Raw genomic sequence first — 17,282 nt, forward strand, 5'->3', positions numbered from 1 at the left:
CTCCATGGGCGTCGACAAATACTGGTCCCCCGTCAACCGCGTCGACAACGCATACGGCGACCGAAACCTCGTATGCACATGCCCACCAATGGACGCATACGAAGACGCCGCAGAGTAACACAGACAAACCCCGCCGAAACATCGGCGGGGTTTTTCGCCAATCGGAAACGCGTGTTCTGATTTGTGCCCGTTTCAGATGTCGTTTTTACCCGGTAAAGCGTCTTTTCCGCTTGCTGCAGATGCGAAGGCCCCCTAGGTCTGTCCGTGGGACACCCCTCCCCAACGAGGGGCGTGTATCTGGAAGGGTAATACACATGACGATCGAACAACCGGCGACGCGGCCGGCCAATCCGCGCTTTTCTTCGGGCCCCTGTGCCAAACCCCCCACATTTGACCTGACAAAACTGGCCGATGCCGCATTGGGCCGGTCGCACCGCGCCGCTGTCGGCAAGGACAAGCTGAAGGCGGCCATCGAAGGCACGCGCGAGATTCTGGGCATTCCGGCGGATTACCGCGTTGGCATCGTTCCCGCCTCGGACACTGGCGCGGTTGAAATGGCGCTGTGGTCTTTGCTGGGTGCGCGCAAGGTCGAGATGCTGGCCTGGGAAAGCTTTGGGTCCGGCTGGGTGACCGATGTGGTCAAGCAGTTGAAAATCGACGCCGAGGTGAAAACCGCGGATTACGGGCAGATCGTTGATCTGGCCTCGGTCGATTTCGCAAATGACGTGGTCTTTACGTGGAACGGCACCACCTCGGGTGTTCGGGTGCCCAATGGCGACTGGATTGCCGATGATCGCCAGGGCCTGACGATCTGTGATGCAACCTCGGCGGCCTTTGCGATGGATCTGCCCTGGGACAAGCTGGATGTAACGACCTTCAGCTGGCAGAAAGTGCTGGGCGGCGAAGCAGCCCACGGGATGCTGATCCTTAGCCCGCGTGCGGTTGAACGGCTGGAAAGCTATATCCCCGCATGGCCGCTGCCCAAGATTTTCCGCCTGACCAAGGGTGGCAAGCTGATCGAGGGCATCTTTACCGGGGCAACGATCAACACACCGTCAATGCTGGCGGTTGAGGATTATCTGTTTGCGCTGGACTGGGCCCGCTCGGTGGGCGGATTGCAGGGGCTGATCGCGCGGGCGGATGCCAATACGGGTGCGGTACACGCGTTCTGCGACCAGAACGGCTGGATTGCCAATCTGGCCGAGGATGAGGCGACGCGTTCGAACACATCCGTCTGCCTGAAGTTCACCGATGCCCGTATTCAGGACGGTGCAGCCTTTGCCAAGGCAGTCGCCAAGCGGCTTGAGACCGAGAATATCGCGCTGGATATCGGTGCCTATCGCGACGCGCCAGCAGGTCTGCGCATCTGGTGCGGCGGTACGGTTGAAACCTCGGATATCGAGGCGATGCTGCCCTGGCTGGCCTGGGCCTTTGCGACCGAGATCAAAGCGCAGGCGCAGGCTGCCTGAGTTTCATGTGCCGGGCTGAAGCCCGGCCTACCCCATCACCGTTATAGGGCGGGCGTCAGCCCGCTATCCCCCTGAAGAATTCAAAGGACCAAGCAAAATGGCTCCCAAAGTACTGGTATCCGACAAGCTCAGCGAAACCGCAGTGCAGATTTTCCGCGACCGTGGCATCGACGTGGATTTCATGCCCGAGCTGGGCAAAGACAAGGACAAGCTGGCCGAGGTGATCGGTCAATATGACGGTCTTGCCATCCGTTCGGCCACCAAGGTCACACCGACCCTGCTGGAAAAAGCCGACAGGCTGAAGGTCATCGGCCGCGCCGGGATCGGCACTGACAATGTCGACAAAGAGGCGGCCTCGAAAAAAGGTGTGATCGTGATGAACACGCCCTTCGGCAACATGATCACAACCGCCGAGCACGCCATCGCGATGATGTTCGCCGTGGCGCGGCAGATCCCCGAGGCCAGCACCTCGACCCATGCGGGCAAGTGGGAAAAGTCCAAGTTCATGGGGATCGAGCTGACGAACAAGACACTGGGCGTGATCGGTGCGGGGAACATCGGTGGCATCGTGTGCGAGCGCGCGCTTGGCCTGAAGATGAAAGTCATCGCTTATGATCCTTATCTGGGCGAAGAGAAAGCCTCCAAGATGGGCGTCGAAAAGGTCGAACTGGACGAACTGCTGGCACGCGCCGATTTCATCACCCTGCATGTGCCGCTGACGGATCAGACTCGCAACATCCTGAGCCGCGAGAATCTGGCCAAAACCAAAAAGGGTGTACGGATCATCAACTGTGCCCGTGGCGGTCTGGTCGATGAAGTGGCGCTGGCCGAGATGCTGCAATCCGGCCATGTTGCCGGAGCGGCCTTTGACGTGTTCAGCGAGGAACCCGCCAAGGACAACGCATTGTTCAACCTGCCCAACGTGGTCTGCACGCCCCATCTGGGCGCGGCGACGACCGAGGCGCAGGAGAACGTGGCCTTGCAGGTGGCTGAACAGATTTCGAACTACCTGCTGACAGGCGCGGTCGAGAACGCGCTGAACATGCCCAGCGTGACCGCGGAAGAAGCCAAGCTGATGGGGCCGTGGATCAAGCTGGCAGGTCATCTGGGCAGCTTCATCGGCCAGATGACGGATGAGCCGGTCAAGGCGATCAACATCCTTTATGACGGTGTGGCCGCTGAAATGAACCTGGCCGCGCTGAACTGTTCGGTGGTCGCGGGGATCATGAAAAAGTTCAACCCCGAGGTGAACATGGTCTCGGCCCCTGTGGTCGCGAAAGAGCGCGGGATCAAAATCTCGACCACCAATCAGGACAAGTCGGGTGTTTTTGATGGCTATATCAAAGTCACGGTCGTAACGGACAAGCGTGAACGGTCGATCGCTGGCACGGTGTTCAGCGATGGCAAGCCGCGCTTTATCCAGATCAAGGGCATCAATATTGATGCCGAGGTCGGCGCTCATATGCTGTACACCACCAACGAAGACGTGCCCGGCATCATCGGCACGCTGGGTCAAACCATGGGTGAAAACAACGTCAACATCGCCAACTTTACCCTCGGCCGATCCGAGGCCGGAGGCGAAGCGATTGCATTGCTCTATGTCGACGAACCGGTCCCGGCCGAAGCGCGGGCGAAGCTTGCCGAAACAGGCCTGTTCACGCAGATCAAGCCGCTGGAATTCGACGTCGCCTGATTGGGGCTGTTGAGTTTGAGGAACAGTTCACGACCCGGTTGCACCTGCGATCGGGTCAATTGTTCTCTCCGATAGCGATCTGGGGCAAAAGCAAGCGAAAATTACATCCGGAGTATTTCTATGACACAGCCTGTCTATGTTATTGGTGATCTGCACGGGCAGGTGGCCGAGCTGGAGCGCGCGCTGTCCCTGATCCAAAGCGATGGCGGCCCCGACGCTCAGATCGTGTTTCTGGGTGATTACGTGGATCGCGGCCCTGACAGTCGCGGGCTGATCGACCGCCTGATTGCCGGGCGTGATGCTGGCCGAAACTGGATCACTCTGCTGGGCAATCACGACCGCATGTTTGCCTGGTTTATGGAGGACACTCCGCGCCACGATCCGCATTTGTTGGTGGGATACCACTGGCTGCATGACAGGTTGGGCGGGATCGACACCCTGCGCAGCTATGGGGTGGAATTCGAAGGTCAGATTCGCCTTGAAAACCTGCACCGGATGGCACAGGCAGCCGTGCCGAAATCGCACCTGACCTTTCTGCGCGATCTGGTGGTGATGCATCAGACGCCCGAGATTGCCTTTGTTCACGCGGGTATCCGTCCGGGTGTGCCACTGAATGAACAGCAGGCAAGTGATCTGATCTGGATCAGACAGGACTTCCACGACTACCAAGGCCCGCATCCCAAACTGATCGTTCATGGACACACGCCTGTGGATCAGGCGACGCATTATGGCAACCGGATCAATCTGGACACGGGGGCCGGGTACGGACGCCCGACGGGCGTCGCCGCATTCGAGGGACAGAATTGCTGGGAACTGACCGAACAGGGTCGAACACCGTTGACGCCCTGAGTCTGCTCGCCTGGGTATGACATTGGAGATTTAATATGTATGTCGCCACTTTGCTGACCAACCCGGCTGCACCCTCACTGGACCGTGCCTTGCCGGAATCGCTGCGCAACGCGTGGGGCGGTGGGGATGTCCTGTGGCTCAGCCCGGACGAGGCGGTCGAGTTTGACCTGCGCGACATGCCCGCCAATCGCTGGGACGTTTGGGCAGACTTGCAGGGCATGGGCGTGGACCTGATTGTGCAGCCCGCACAGGGGCGGCGCAAACAGATGCTGCTGGCCGATATGGACAGCACCATGATCCAGCAGGAATGCATTGATGAACTGGCGGATGAGGCTGGCGTCGGCGAAAGGGTCAAGGACATCACCGCCCGCGCCATGAACGGAGAGTTGGATTTCGAAGGTGCCCTGATCGAACGGGTTGGTCTGCTGAAGGATCTGGATGAAAGCGTCATTGGCAAAGTCCTGCGCGAACGGATCACCCTGATGCCCGGCGGACAGGCGTTGCTGGCAACGATGCGGGCTAACGGAGCCTATGCTGCGCTGGTGTCCGGTGGCTTTACCGCCTTCACCGCGCGGGTGGCAGAGCTGCTGGGGTTCGATGAAAACCGCGCCAATACTCTGCTGGCCGCAGATGGCAAACTGACGGGCGATGTGGCGCGTCCTATTCTGGGACGTCAGGCCAAGATCGAAGCGCTTGAACAGATCTCCACACGCCTTGGCCTGTCCGAAAGTGACGTGATCGCCGTGGGCGACGGGGCAAATGATCTGGGCATGCTGGGGCGGGCCGGGACCGGGGTTGCGCTTCATGCCAAGCCGTCGGTGGCCGCAAAATGCGACGTGCGGGTGAATCACGGCGACCTGACGGCACTGCTTTATCTGCAAGGGTATAGTCGCGCGGATTTTGCCGAATCCTGACAGGGCTTTCCATTATTTAACATTTGTGTTAAATAGAGGTCATGAGCACGCTTCTGACCACCTTTTCCGCTTTGTCCGATGCCACCCGGTTCTCGATTGTCGAGCAACTGATGGAGCAGGGCGAACTGCCCGCCGGTGACCTGATCGAAGGGCGCGGAATGTCCGGCGCTGCGATTTCGCGCCATCTGAAAGTATTGCGCGAAGCCGGGCTGGTTGAACAGCGCGTGCGGGGCACCCAACGGATGTACTCCATCCGGCCCGACGGGCTGCGGATGATTGCCGACTGGACGATCTCCAAACGGCAATTCTGGGAAAGCAGCCTCGATCGCCTCAGTGATATCATCGAAAGGGAGAATTCATGGCCGACCTGAAACTGGAACGGGACTTCCCCGTCAGCCCAGAAGACCTGTTTGCATGGATCAGCGACGGCAGCCGGTTGTTGCAATGGTGGGGGCCCGAAGGGATGCACGTGCCTGAACACAATCTGGATTTCTCGCGCACCGGCCCGTGGTATTCGGTCATGGAAAACGGCGAGGGCCAGCAATACAAGGTCTCGGGCCACGTCACGCATGTCGACCCGCCAAACTCGGTGGGGTTTACCTGGGGCTGGCATGACGATCAGGATCAGCGCGGGGCCGAAAGCCACGTCATCTTTACAGTCACAGCGACAGGCACGGGGTCACGCCTGGTTTTGGACCACCGCGAACTGGCCGATGCCGAAGCAGCCGCGAACCACAATCAGGGCTGGACGTCTTCGCTGCGCAAACTCGAAGCGAAGTGCAAATAACGTTTCATCAGGGAGGAGCGATATGCCCCAATATTTGTTTGTCTATCACGGGGGACACACCCCGACCGACCCCGCCGAGATCGAGGCGACCATGGCCGCTTGGGGCGCATGGTTTCAGGGTATGGCCGAAGCGTTAGAGATCCCCGGCAACCCGGTCGGACAATCCTATACGGTCAGCAGCAGCGGGGTTGTCGACAATGGCGGTGCGAACCCGGCTTCGGGCTTTACCGTGATTAAGGCCGACAGCATCGAAGCCGCGACCGAGATGGCCAAGGGTTGTCCGATGGTCGTCAACGGTTCGGGCTCGGTCGAGGTTGCCGAGGTGCACGAGATCGAGATGTAGCGGCCTTAGCCGGGGAAACCCGGCGCAGGTTTGATCACGCCGCATTCCAGCCCCCGGCGGCTGTATTGCGTGGCGTTCATGAATTTGCGGGTGGCCGGGTGATCGGCCTCCAGCACACCAAGGCTCACCAGAATGGCGGCGATGGCACATTCGCTGGCCCGTGTGGTGCCATCGGTGATCTTCAACGCAACGCCCATGCGTTTTTCCGGGATGATGGCCACAAACACCGCCTCGGCCCCGGTCTTGATGGCGACGCGCCCGTTCATGGCGCGCATCAGTTCGGTGCAGGCACGGGTCTCACCGGCAACCAGTTCCGGATGCTTCACCATCGCTGCCACCAATTGAACCGCCGCCTCGCTGGAACGGTCGGACCGATCCGAGGCGCTTGCGAACCACGCCATCGACCGGGCCAGCCCGGCCAGTGACACGGCGAAATTCGGGGCGGAACAGCCGTCAATACCGTAACCGGGGCTGGTTTCGCCTGACGTCTCTTCGATGGCAGACAGGCAGGCCTGCTGCACCGGGTGGTCGATTTCCAGATATTCCGGTCCTGCGCCCATATGCTGACCCAGTGTCAGGAAACCACAATGCTTGCCGGAACAATTGTTGTGGATCTGGCACGGGGTGTCATCCGCCAGAATCAGCCGATCCCGCGCGGCAGTGTCCGCTGGCTCCTGTGGCCCGCAGCGCAAGTCGTGCTCGCTCAGCCCCAGATGATCAAGCCACGCTGTCACGCGGTCGGTATGGATCGCGGCCCCATTGTGGGACGCGCAGGCCAACGCAAGATGTTCGCTGTTCAATCCGTATTTTGCAGCGGCTCCCGACGTGACCAGCGGAAGCGCCTGAATCATCTTGGCGGAAGAGCGCGGATAGATAACCGCCTGCGGGTCGCCCCAGCTGCGCACGATCTGGCCGGAGTCGTCGCAGATGACCGCGTGGCCCAGATGCAGGCTTTCCAGCAAGTTGCCACGCCACAGTTCTGTCATTGCTACGGGCTGCGTCATCTGGACCTCCGAAATTAATGCGCAAAATTCTGCCAATCGCCCTTTCGCCTGTGGCGAAACCTGCGTTAGTGTGTGTATGTCGGCAATCATCGGAATGCGCAACGGAATAGACGGGCCGGAAGGGTTCGCAGCCATGTCCGATGGATTTGAGGTATCGGTCGAGCTAGGAGGCTGGACAAATGGGATCAATGCTCGTTCGTACGATTGCGGGCCTGTGTGTGGCAGGCATCGCCGCGACTTCTGCAATCGCCCAGCAGGCGACAAGCACAAACCGGGTTGCTGCAAAAACGGACTGGAGCGTTTTTGTCGAAGATGATCCCACCGAATGCTGGAGCGTTTCGGCCCCCAAGGAAACCGTGAACACCCGGGGCGGGCGCGTCGTATCCGTGCGGCGCAGCGACATCCTGTTGTTTGTGTTCTATCGGCCCAATGCCGAGGTCAAAGGACAAGTGACCTTTACCGGCGGCTATCCGTTTGCACCGGGATCGACAGTGAACCTGAATGTCGACGGGTCCGAGTTTGAACTGTTCACCGAAGGTGAGTGGGCCTGGCCTGCGTCAGATGCAGATGACGCCAAGATCGTCACCGCGCTGAAACGCGGAACCGAGGCTGTTCTGACCGCCCGGTCCGAACGCGGCACGCAAACCAAGGACACCTTCTCGCTGCTGGGCTTTACCGCAGCAATCGAAGACGCCGAAAAGCGCTGCACCAAGTAAGCACCCCGACCTAAGCAAATGGTCCCGTCTTTGGCGGGGCTTTTATTGTTTTTACGCTCCCCTGTACCTTTACGCAGGATCAACCCGTTTACTTGATCCGTATCAATGTGAGCTCTGACGGTTTCTGAACTAATCAGTTCAAGAGAAACCAAGGAGTTGCCACCATGCTGAACAAATCTCTTGCCGCGCTGATGATGATATCGGCCATGCTGCTGAGCGCCTGTGAAAACAAGGGCGAGACTTACCCTGTAACAGGCGAACAATGCGGGCCGAATGATCCGGTCAAGACCCTGGATGCCGAAGATTGCTATGTCCCACCCGCGGGTGTCTGACGCGGAACTGCATTTCCGTTGGTTCAGGGGGCCAACCTGCATCTAAACCTTTCTGGCAAAACATGTTACTCTGGCCTGACCCCTGCCGAATATTTGAATGAGGCGGCCATGCGTCTGATCTTGATCGCGCTGCTTTTGCCAGCCACCGCAACCGCCGACCCGGCGTTGGAATGTTCCGACGCCGGATCACAAGTCGAAATCGGATCCTGCGTCGGAGAGATGGACACACGGGTCTCGAGCGCTCTGCGGGTGAGTTTTGATTTGGCGGTACAATCTGCCAAGGAGTTGGATGAGGTCACCGGGCGGATAGTGGCTGAACCTGCCCTCATAGCGGCGCAACAAGCCTGGGAAACCTATCGCGATACGCATTGCACCGCCGTCGGCGCGTCGTTTGGTGGCGGTTCGGGTACAGGTATCGCAATCACATCATGCCGGGTGAATTTAGGGCGGGCACGCGTTGAAGAACTGTTGAGTTTTGCCAACTGACTGAAACGATTCCTTTTGATCTTTGTACAGGTTCCTATATAGAGGCGCATCCCAAGCCAGAATCCTCGAAGATACGCCTCAGCAGGTACCACAATGTCGCCCAAAGCGCCGATCACTCAAGACGTCATGACCCTCCCTCGCAAATTGCCCGAGGGGAAGGTGAACCTTGTCGGTCTCACCCGCGACCGTTTGCGCGAGGTCCTGATCGAACATGGTACGCCCGAAAAGCAGGCAAAGATGCGCACCGGTCAGATCTGGCAGTGGATCTATCAATGGGGCGTGCGCGATTTTTCCCAGATGACGAATCTCGCCAAAGCCTACCGTGCGCAACTGGCCGACAACTTTGTGGTCGAGATACCCGAGGTGGTGACCCGACAGGTATCCGAGGACGGGACCCGCAAATATCTGTGCCGTATCGCGGGCGGGCACGAGGTCGAGGTGGTCTACATCCCCGAGGAAGATCGCGGAACGCTGTGCATATCATCTCAGGTCGGATGTACACTGACATGTTCGTTTTGTCATACGGGCACCCAGAAGCTTGTACGTAATTTAACATCTGCCGAAATTGTCGGGCAGATCATGATGGCGCGCGACGATCTTGACGAATGGCCGACCCCCGGTGCGCCAAAGGATGAAACGCGCCTTCTGTCAAACATCGTTCTGATGGGAATGGGCGAGCCGCTTTACAATTTCGAAAACGTCCGCGATGCGATGAAGATCGCGATGGACCCCGAGGGGATTTCCCTGTCGCGCCGCCGCATTACGCTGTCGACCAGTGGAGTGGTACCCGAAATTGCGCGCACGGCTGAGGAAATCGGCTGTCTGCTGGCGATCTCGTTCCATGCAACCACGGATGAAACCCGCGACGTTCTGGTTCCAATCAATAAACGCTGGAATATCGAGGAGTTGTTGCAGGCGCTGGCCAGCTATCCCAATGCCTCGAACTCCGAGCGGATCACGTTCGAATACGTGATGCTGGACGGTGTGAATGACAGCGACGCGGATGCCCATCGTTTGATCGACCACATCAAGCGTCACAAAATTCCGGCCAAGATCAACCTGATCCCGTTTAACGAATGGCCCGGCGCGCCGTACAAGCGCAGCTCGAACAACCGCATCCGCGCTTTTGCCAACATCATCTATCAGGCAGGCTACGCCTCTCCCATTCGCAAGACACGGGGCGAGGATATCATGGCGGCGTGCGGTCAGTTGAAATCGGCAACCGAACGTGCCCGCAAATCACGCAAACAGATTGAGTCCGAAGCCGGTTTAACCCGGTAGTTTTCCTGTCCGGTTCATCATGGATCGGGTGGTCGTGCTTTGATTGTCCAAGATGACCGCCTGCACGCATGAAGTGTGCCTGTAAACTTAATGTTTCAGATGCTGATTCAATATGCATAATTTGCTATATTTTAATGATTCAATGCCGCAGGATGCAGGTTCAAATCGATGCACAAGGCGGTGAGATTCCGGGACCTGAGCTGGTAAGAGTTCTCGGAGCCGCTAGAATAAGAACACTGTCGTCACGTGGCGCTCAGGCGAACTGATTTTCAGGTGGGTCGTAATAATGGACTCGTATCTTCGAATTATTCTCCAGCACAAGGCCATTGCGTGCGCGATACTTCTGGTTTCAGCAGGGCTGGCAACGGCGGATGGCCACAACGCTCATATCGCGATCGAAAATCCGGCAGAGCTGAGCAAGGATGAAGCCGCGGCTCACTACCATTCACTGCGCCGCCGCATGGCACGGGGGTATGCTGCGGCGCAACTGGATCTGGTTCTAAACTATCAAAGCTGGCCGCTTTTCAACGACGCGCCATATATCTCGGCCACACACGGGCAGCGTTACGTAAACACGTATGCCAACCGAATGGCGCACAACTATGGGACATTGCAACAGGGCGAAGAACTGCCCGTGGGATCGGTGCTTGCCAAGGACAGCATGACGGTGACCGATGAAGGTCACATACACCCCGGCGCCATGTTCATAATGGAAAAACTGCCAGAAGGCACCAGCCCGAACACTGCTGACTGGCGTTATATCATGGTGCTGCCGGACGGGTCCTTGTTTGGCGATACCATGGGCGCCCGTGCCAGCGAAGTTGCCTATTGCCACGTCTGTCACGAACAAGTGGCGGATCGCGACTATACGTTCTTTATCCCCGAAGAATATCGGGTGGGAAACTAAGCCGGTTCACCCGGCAGCTTGAGTTCTGTCGCCTCGCGGCGACTGAGTTGCTCGCCTTGCTTCCGTTTGGACAGTACCTCGCGGGCCAACGCGTATTTGTCATCTTGCCAGAAGATCAGGCATCCGTTGCAGCCCTTGCCGCAGCATCCTTCCGTGCCGATGCGGTTTGTCTTGAACCGGCGTTCGTTACCGTCTAGGCCAATCTTTTCAATCAGATCATCGCGACGGCCTGCATAGGCAGTTGTGTTGTCGCGACCGGTGGTTTCCAATCCCTGCACGAGCTTGTCAAAGCGAATGCGGCTCCAGTGTTCGTCGGTCAGGGCGCGTTCCTTGCGCAGCACTGAATAGACCGGAAAACGGGCGCGCAGATCGTCGATATCCTCGTGATCAAACAGGGTGAAAGGCATCCGAATGATGGTTTTTGTGCTGCCATGCACGACGTCCAGCCGTGCGCCATCATGGGCGCGTTCGAAATCATAAACCCGCAGCAGAACCGTGTCGCGCGCAACTGGCGAGACGCAATCCAGCACATCACCCGGTTCCAGCTTGTTCTTCACCTCGACCAGAAAGGCATCCTCGGTCACTTCGGTGACGATCCCGGCATATTCCCATTGCGCGATGGATGCGGTGTGTTCGTAATCATGGGCGTAATTGGTCAGCCGCCCTTCGTGGAAGGCCAGCGTATAGCCGCGATTCCCGACGGTTTCGAGCTCACGCATGTAAGGCTTGGGGTCCCAGTTTTCGGGGTCCGCGAAATAGTCATCTATCGCCATACGATAGGCTCGTGCGACGATCGCGGCGTAGTATTCCGATTTGCCGCGCCCTTCGACCTTGAGGCTGTCGACACCGATTTTCAGGTACTCGTTCAGCTTCGGCATGATGCAGAGGTCGCGTGAGTTGAGGATGTACGAGCCGCGATCATCCTCTTCGATGGGCATCAGGTCACCGGGGCGGCAGCCTTCTTCCAGCAGGAATTCGAACAGGTCGGCGTTTTCCTCGGTGATACGCAGCTCCTGATGTGTGCCATCCTTGAGGCGCAGTTTCAGACCATAGTTCCAGCGACAGGAATTGGCGCAGTTGCCCTGGTTGGCCCCGCGTTCGGCCATGAAATTCGACAGCAGACAGCGGCCCGAGTAGGTCATGCACATAGCACCGTGCACGAAGGCTTCTAGCTTTATATCAGGGCATTTCTCACGGATCTCGACCAGTTCAGGATAGGAAACCTCACGCGCCAGAACCACCAGCTCGGCCCCCTGATCCTGCCAGAACTTCACCGACAGCCACGAACAGATATTAGCCTGGGTCGAGATATGCAGCGGCAGTTCGGGCGCGCGCTCGCGGACGTATTGGAACACGCCTGGATCGGCGATGATCAACCCGTCGGGCTGCACCTTGCGCACCGTGTCGATATATTCGTCCAGCTTCGGGATGTCTTTGTTATGCGAGAACAGGTTCAGTGTCAGGTAGGCGCGCCGGCCATGGCTGTGACAGAACTCGACCCCTTCAATCACCTCGTCCAGCGAAAACTCCGACTTGGTGCGCAGCGACATATCCGGCGTGCCCAAATACACGGCGTCTGCCCCATAGAGGATGGCGAGCTTAAGTTTGCGCAGATTGCCCGCAGGCATCAGCAATTCGGATCTGGGCTGGGTCATGGAAGCTACCTGACAAAGGATCAAGGCGGCCTTCTACGCCAAAATCATTGCGCCCAAAACCCTGTTATCTGCGACGGAACCGCGCTGTGCCAATGACCTCGATCAGTTGTTTGCGCACCGGCTCGGGTTGCGCCTCGACTGCGTTCAGAACCTCACGCAGTTCAGCGCGCAGCCCATGCATCTGATCGATCAATGAGATCATCATCGACAGCGCATCGGCCTCCATGTCGTATTGCTCGTGCAACTCGCAAGCCAGTTCCAGCCGGGCAACGTCGATACTGTGATAGACCAGCCCCTGCTCCGATTGTTCAGGGATCACGATTTCGGCCGCAAGATACTCGGTCAGGCGGTCCGAGGTCAGGCGCGAGACGGTTTCGATCAGTTCCTTTTCGGTCAGGGTCATGACGGCATTCCTTTCCGCGGATCGTAGCGGTGCGTTTCGCGCCATGTCTCCATGAACTGCCTGAGATCATCATCGATCTTGTCGGGCATCGAGACAGTCAATTCGATCAGTTGGTCGCCGCGCAGGGACGAGCCGCGTTTCTTCACCCCCTTGCCGCGCAGGCGAAGGGTTTTGCCGCTGCTTGTGCCCGCCGGAACATTGACGTTCACACCGCCATCGATGGTGGGGGCGGCGACTTTCCCGCCCAGAATGGCCTCATCGATACTGATCGGCAGGGTGATATGGATGTCGTCGCCTTGACGGTCAAACACCGGATGTTTGGCGACCGTGACGGTCACCAACGCATCCCCCGGAGGGCCTTCGCCATAACCCGGAGCACCCTTGCCGCGCAGACGGATGGTCTGACCTTCTGTTATGCCGGCGGGGATCTTGACCTCGATCCGGTTGCCGTCTGGTAGGGTCAATTTCTGGCTGGCGCCAAACACGGCATCCAGAAAGCTGATTTGCAGGGAATAATTCAGGTTATGCCCCGGCGCATGAAACTCATGCCTTTGCTGGCCGCCAAATCCACCGCGGCCGCGCATGAATTCGGCAAAGATGTCCGACATGTCGTCCGGGTCCGCCTGACGCCCGCGATAGGGGTTTCCAGCGGCCTCGGCATAGTCCCGGTAATAGTGTTGTTGCGGGCGTTCCTGACCCGATGCGTCGATTTCGCCATTGTCGTAACGGGCGCGGGTTTCAGGATCTTTCAGCAAGTCATACGCAGCAGCTGCGGCCTTGAATTTGGCCTCGGCCTTGGCATCGCCGGGTTTCAGGTCCGGGTGGCACTCCTTGGCAATACGTCTGTAGGCTTTCTTGATTTCGTCGGCGCTGGCGTCCTTCGGTACGCCAAGGACGGAATAGGGATCGTCGCTCATCTCACACTCGCGGGTCAGGGACAGGTCTGATCTTGATGAATGTGTTCTACCACGTGTTTTCAACGGGTCAAAAGGAAGAGGCGATTGAATTGTCTCGAAAAAACTCAGAAGCCTGCTAATATCTTCATATTTCTGATTGTAGATTGACGGAGGCCATCCCATGTCGCGCAGAATCAAATCCGCTTTGGCCCTGCTGGCCGGCAATGCCATCGGGTTGTTGCTGGCTTCGCTGATACTGTCCGGTTTCGCGATCAAACCGATCTCATTTATCGTGGTTGTGATTGTTTTCACCGTCGTTCAGGTGATCGCCGAGCCCTTGATACTGAAGCTTGGCGAAAAGAAAGCGCCCGCATTGAAAGGCGGGATCGCCCTGGTCGTGACATTTGTGGGCCTGCTGGTGACCGACCTCATCGCGTCGGGGCTGACAGTTGGTGGTATCTCGAACCTGCTGGCGGCGACGCTGCTTGTCTGGCTGGGAGCGCTGATCGCCAGCGTGGTACTGCCGATCTACGTTTTCAAGGACCTGCGTGCCGCGAAGAAGTAATCACAGCGCGTTCAGGCTGGCCTCGATCGCTTGCCACAGTTCGTCCACCGGTTCGCATCCAACGGACAGTCGGATGAAGGCCGGGTCGACACTATCGCCCCAGCGCGCGCGGCGCTCGGCCGAGCTGTGAACACCACCGAATGAGGTGGCGGGGCGCAAAAGCGGGCAAGTGTTGATGAAGGCTTCGGCCTTGTCTTCGCTTTCCAAAGTCAAGGATAGCAGAAATCCGAACCGTGCCGTTTGTGCCTGCGCCAGTACGTGTGACGGATCATCGGCCAGCCCAGGATAGCGGACCTGCTTGACCGCTGGGTGACCTGCCAACCGTTCTGCTACTACCTGAGCCGAGCTGCACATCCGGTCGAACCGGACGTCCAGCGTTTCCAACCCGCGATGCAACAGCCATGCTTCATGCGGTCCGGGGATCGAGCCGGAGACTCTCCGCCATTCCTCGACCCGTTCCATGATGTCACTGTTGCGGCTGGCCAAGTGACCCATCAGCATGTCGGAATGCCCGCCCATCGCCTTGGTGTCGGACGACACGACCACGTCGATGCCCAAATCCAACGGGCGCTGACCCAGCGGTGTTATCGTCGTATTGTCGGCAACCGTCACCCCGCCAGCAGACCGCACCTGATCAGCTACGGCTGTCAGGTCAATCATGTCCAGACCGGGGTTCGAAGGGCTTTCGACGAACACAACGTCAAACCCGTCAAAACCACCTTCGGCAAACGCAGTGGTCGGGCGCTCTTCAACTGTCACGCCAAGACGCGAAAGGAACCGGTCCGCCAGCAGACGGGTGACATAGTACCCGTCCGAAGGGATCAGAAGGCGTGATCCGGCTTGCACCGTTGCAAACAGAGCCGCAGAAATCGCGGCCATGCCGGACGGGAAGCTGAGGCAGGGTGCGTCTTCCAGATGCGACAAAACATGCTCAAGATGTACCCAGGTGGGGTTATCGACACGGCCATAGGTCGGGTGACCGTCCGGCGCGCCGGGCAGATGGAACATGCTGCTTTGCGTCAGCGGAAGGGCGACGGGTTCGCCTTTTGACAGCGCGTTGCCACGCAGGTGGAGCATTTCGCCGGCCTTTGGGAATTTCATCGCTCAGCGCCCCGGAATTTCGTCGCGGGGCGGGGCGGGTTCCCAGTTCTCGATGATCTCGGCCGCCTCCTGCGCGGTATCGACAAAGCGGAACAGGTCCAGATCCTCGTCCGAGATCGTACCGGCATCCGCCAGTGCGTCCCAGTTGATGACCTTTTCCCAGAACGCGCGGCCAAACAGCAGGAATGGCACGCGATCCATTCTGCCGGTCTGGATCAGGGTCAGGGATTCGAACAGTTCATCCAGAGTCCCAAACCCACCGGGAAAGATGGTGATGGCGCGGGCGCGCATCAGGAAATGCATCTTGCGGATCGCAAAATAGTGAAAGTTAAAGCTGAGCGCTGGCGTCACGAAACTGTTTGGCGCCTGTTCGTGCGGAAGCACGATATTCAGCCCGATCGAGCACCCGCCCGCTTCGTGTGCCCCGCGATTGCCGGCTTCCATCACACCGGGGCCGCCGCCAGTGACGATCACATTCTCGCGGCATCCGGTTTCTTTCGATTTCACGGTCATCAGTCGCGCGAATTCGCGTGCCTCATCATAATATTTCGACAGACCGGCCAGGGTTTCTGTCCGCGCGGTGTGCTTTTGCGAGGGTTCGGGAATGCGGGCGCCGCCGAACATGACGATGGTCGACGTGATCTCCCGCTCGGTCATGATCATTTCGGGTTTCAGCAACTCAAGCTGCAACCGTACAGGGCGCAGCTCGTCCCGGCACAGAAACTCGTCATCCGCGAAAGCCAGACGGTAGGCCGGAGAGCGTGTTTGCGGTGTGTCCGGAACCTCTTTTGCGGTCGAGCGGTCGGTCTGCGCATCGCGAAACGGACTGTGGCGGTCTTCTCTCATCGGTGATCGATCCCTGCTTGCGTGTTTGACAAACAGCTATAGGGTTCGCGGGCAGAGTGCCAGTCACGGAAAGACGAGAATGAATTGGAAAAGTGAAATATCGGCAGCACGGGACCGCATCGCGGGATATGCGCAGGTGACCCCGGTTATGGAAAGCAACATTCCCGGCTATCCGGTTGAACTGAAACTCGAGCACATGCAGCATACTGGCAGTTTCAAGGCGCGGGGTGCGTTCAATACGCTGCTCAGCTCGGATGTGCCACCCGCGGGTGTGGTCGCCGCATCCGGTGGCAATCATGGTGCGGCGGCGGCCTATGCCGCGCAGACGTTGGGGTATCCTGCAAAGATATTTGTGCCGGAACTGGCGGGCCCGTCCAAGATCGCACTGATCCGGCAAACCGGTGCCGACCTGAGCGTTGTTTCCGGTGAATACGCGAACGCGCTGACCGCAGCGCAAGAGCATGAGGCAACGACGGGTGCAATGCAGATCCATGCTTATGACGCCCCGGCCACGGTGGCGGGGCAAGGGACCTGTTTTGCCGAATGGGACGCCCAGGGCTTGCAGGCGGATACGGTACTGGTCGCTGTTGGCGGCGGCGGGCTGATCGCAGGGGCGCTGGCCTGGTTCGGTGGCGCGCGCAAGGTTGTGGCGGTCGAGCCGGAAACGTCCTGTGCGTTGAATGCAGCGTTGCGCGCTGGTGAACCGGTCGATGTTTCCGTGTCGGGGATCGCCGCAAACGCGCTGGGCGCGCGGCGGATCGGCGAAATCTGTTTTGAACTGGCACAGGGTATGAGTTCGGTTCTGGTGTCTGACGATGCCATCGCTGCGGCACAACTGGCGCTTTGGCGCGCGCATCGCATTCTGGTAGAACCTGCGGGCGCGACCGCATTGGCAGCCTTGACCTCGGGTGCGTATCGGCCTGAACCGGGTGAACGCGTGGCCGTTCTGGTGTGCGGTGCAAATATCGCGCCGGACCCGTTCGCTGGGTAAATTATCGGGTTGTGGATGTGGATGGTGGATTTTATCTATAATCC

20 protein-coding genes are annotated in these 17,282 nt (G+C 58.8%); 14 read left to right on the forward strand and 6 right to left on the reverse strand.

The window, feature by feature from the left end; genetic code table 11:
- Positions 1–314: 314 nt before the first annotated feature.
- The 7 genes from ACR0BZ_RS13885 (at position 315) to ACR0BZ_RS13915 (ending at position 6,055) form a co-directional block, all read left to right on the forward strand.
- Positions 315–1,469, forward strand: a complete 1,155-nt coding sequence (locus tag ACR0BZ_RS13885) for a phosphoserine transaminase (RefSeq protein ID WP_480920504.1) — start codon at positions 315–317, stop codon at positions 1,467–1,469.
- A 97-nt stretch (positions 1,470–1,566) separates the two neighbouring features.
- Complete coding sequence (gene serA / locus ACR0BZ_RS13890) at positions 1,567–3,162, forward strand: phosphoglycerate dehydrogenase (RefSeq protein WP_480920505.1); 1,596 nt, start codon at positions 1,567–1,569, stop codon at positions 3,160–3,162.
- A gap of 120 nt (positions 3,163–3,282) precedes the next feature.
- Positions 3,283–4,011, forward strand: a complete 729-nt coding sequence (locus tag ACR0BZ_RS13895) for a metallophosphoesterase family protein (RefSeq protein WP_480914615.1) — start codon at positions 3,283–3,285, stop codon at positions 4,009–4,011.
- Between the two features lie 35 nt (positions 4,012–4,046).
- On the forward strand, positions 4,047–4,925 hold the full coding sequence (serB, locus tag ACR0BZ_RS13900) for a phosphoserine phosphatase SerB (protein ID WP_480920506.1): 879 nt from the start codon (positions 4,047–4,049) through the stop codon (positions 4,923–4,925).
- Between the two features lie 41 nt (positions 4,926–4,966).
- Entirely contained in the window at positions 4,967–5,296 is a 330-nt protein-coding gene (locus ACR0BZ_RS13905) for an ArsR/SmtB family transcription factor (protein WP_480506475.1), read from the forward strand.
- Positions 5,284–5,712: an SRPBCC family protein gene (locus tag ACR0BZ_RS13910; protein ID WP_480833068.1), complete on the forward strand. Its 429-nt coding sequence runs from the start codon at positions 5,284–5,286 to the stop codon at positions 5,710–5,712. Before ACR0BZ_RS13905 ends, ACR0BZ_RS13910 begins: the two co-directional genes overlap by 13 nt.
- 22 nt (positions 5,713–5,734) lie before the next feature.
- Entirely contained in the window at positions 5,735–6,055 is a 321-nt protein-coding gene (locus ACR0BZ_RS13915; RefSeq protein ID WP_267364302.1) for a YciI family protein, read from the forward strand.
- A 5-nt stretch (positions 6,056–6,060) separates the two neighbouring features.
- Here the strand turns inward: ACR0BZ_RS13915 and ACR0BZ_RS13920 are convergent, their stop codons facing one another.
- On the reverse strand, positions 6,061–7,059 hold the full coding sequence (locus ACR0BZ_RS13920; RefSeq protein WP_480920507.1) for an asparaginase: 999 nt from the start codon (positions 7,057–7,059) through the stop codon (positions 6,061–6,063).
- A 179-nt stretch (positions 7,060–7,238) separates the two neighbouring features.
- On the opposite strand from ACR0BZ_RS13920, the gene ACR0BZ_RS13925 reads away from it, so the two are divergent.
- From ACR0BZ_RS13925 to ACR0BZ_RS13945, 5 genes are all read left to right on the forward strand, one after another.
- Entirely contained in the window at positions 7,239–7,775 is a 537-nt protein-coding gene (locus ACR0BZ_RS13925; RefSeq protein ID WP_480474205.1) for an invasion associated locus B family protein, read from the forward strand.
- Between the two features lie 164 nt (positions 7,776–7,939).
- Positions 7,940–8,107, forward strand: a complete 168-nt coding sequence (locus tag ACR0BZ_RS13930) for a hypothetical protein (RefSeq protein ID WP_209598391.1) — start codon at positions 7,940–7,942, stop codon at positions 8,105–8,107.
- Between the two features lie 108 nt (positions 8,108–8,215).
- On the forward strand, positions 8,216–8,593 hold the full coding sequence (locus ACR0BZ_RS13935; protein WP_480920508.1) for a lysozyme inhibitor LprI family protein: 378 nt from the start codon (positions 8,216–8,218) through the stop codon (positions 8,591–8,593).
- 93 nt (positions 8,594–8,686) lie between these two features.
- Positions 8,687–9,874 (forward strand): dual-specificity RNA methyltransferase RlmN, encoded by a 1,188-nt coding sequence (gene rlmN / locus ACR0BZ_RS13940; protein WP_480871169.1) that lies wholly within the window; start codon positions 8,687–8,689, stop codon positions 9,872–9,874.
- 286 nt (positions 9,875–10,160) lie between these two features.
- On the forward strand, positions 10,161–10,781 hold the full coding sequence (locus ACR0BZ_RS13945; RefSeq protein WP_480920509.1) for a cytochrome P460 family protein: 621 nt from the start codon (positions 10,161–10,163) through the stop codon (positions 10,779–10,781).
- On the opposite strand, the gene ACR0BZ_RS13950 is transcribed toward ACR0BZ_RS13945, so the two are convergent.
- From ACR0BZ_RS13950 to ACR0BZ_RS13960, 3 genes are all read right to left on the reverse strand, one after another.
- The gene (locus tag ACR0BZ_RS13950; protein WP_480920510.1) at positions 10,778–12,436 is read right to left on the reverse strand and encodes a U32 family peptidase; all 1,659 of its coding nucleotides are present in this window, start codon (positions 12,434–12,436) and stop codon (positions 10,778–10,780) included. The two genes, ACR0BZ_RS13945 and ACR0BZ_RS13950, sit on opposite strands and share 4 nt — an antisense overlap.
- Positions 12,437–12,500: 64 nt before the next feature.
- A complete protein-coding gene (locus ACR0BZ_RS13955) occupies positions 12,501–12,839 on the reverse strand; it encodes a hypothetical protein (protein WP_267363720.1) in 339 nt (112 codons plus the stop codon).
- A complete protein-coding gene (locus ACR0BZ_RS13960) occupies positions 12,836–13,756 on the reverse strand; it encodes a DnaJ C-terminal domain-containing protein (RefSeq protein ID WP_480506463.1) in 921 nt (306 codons plus the stop codon). The genes ACR0BZ_RS13955 and ACR0BZ_RS13960 overlap by 4 nt, the downstream gene beginning before the upstream one ends.
- Before the next feature lie 160 nt (positions 13,757–13,916).
- Between ACR0BZ_RS13960 and ACR0BZ_RS13965 the strand changes: the two genes are divergently transcribed.
- Positions 13,917–14,300, forward strand: coding sequence for a hypothetical protein (locus tag ACR0BZ_RS13965; RefSeq protein ID WP_267363718.1), 384 nt, complete (start codon positions 13,917–13,919; stop codon positions 14,298–14,300).
- Here the strand turns inward: ACR0BZ_RS13965 and ACR0BZ_RS13970 are convergent, their stop codons facing one another.
- Positions 14,301–15,401 carry a cystathionine gamma-lyase gene (locus ACR0BZ_RS13970; protein WP_480920511.1) on the reverse strand — a complete coding sequence of 367 codons (1,101 nt, stop codon included), beginning with the start codon at positions 15,399–15,401 and terminating at the stop codon, positions 14,301–14,303. It abuts the gene before it with no gap.
- Between the two features lie 3 nt (positions 15,402–15,404).
- Complete coding sequence (locus tag ACR0BZ_RS13975; RefSeq protein ID WP_480920512.1) at positions 15,405–16,247, reverse strand: LOG family protein; 843 nt, start codon at positions 16,245–16,247, stop codon at positions 15,405–15,407.
- 79 nt (positions 16,248–16,326) lie between these two features.
- Here ACR0BZ_RS13975 and ACR0BZ_RS13980 point away from each other — a divergent pair, with 79 nt between their 5' ends.
- Positions 16,327–17,238 (forward strand): threonine/serine dehydratase, encoded by a 912-nt coding sequence (locus tag ACR0BZ_RS13980; RefSeq protein WP_480920513.1) that lies wholly within the window; start codon positions 16,327–16,329, stop codon positions 17,236–17,238.
- Positions 17,239–17,282: the final 44 nt, after the last annotated feature.

The sequence above is a fragment of the Ruegeria sp. P8 genome, from assembly GCF_056534665.1.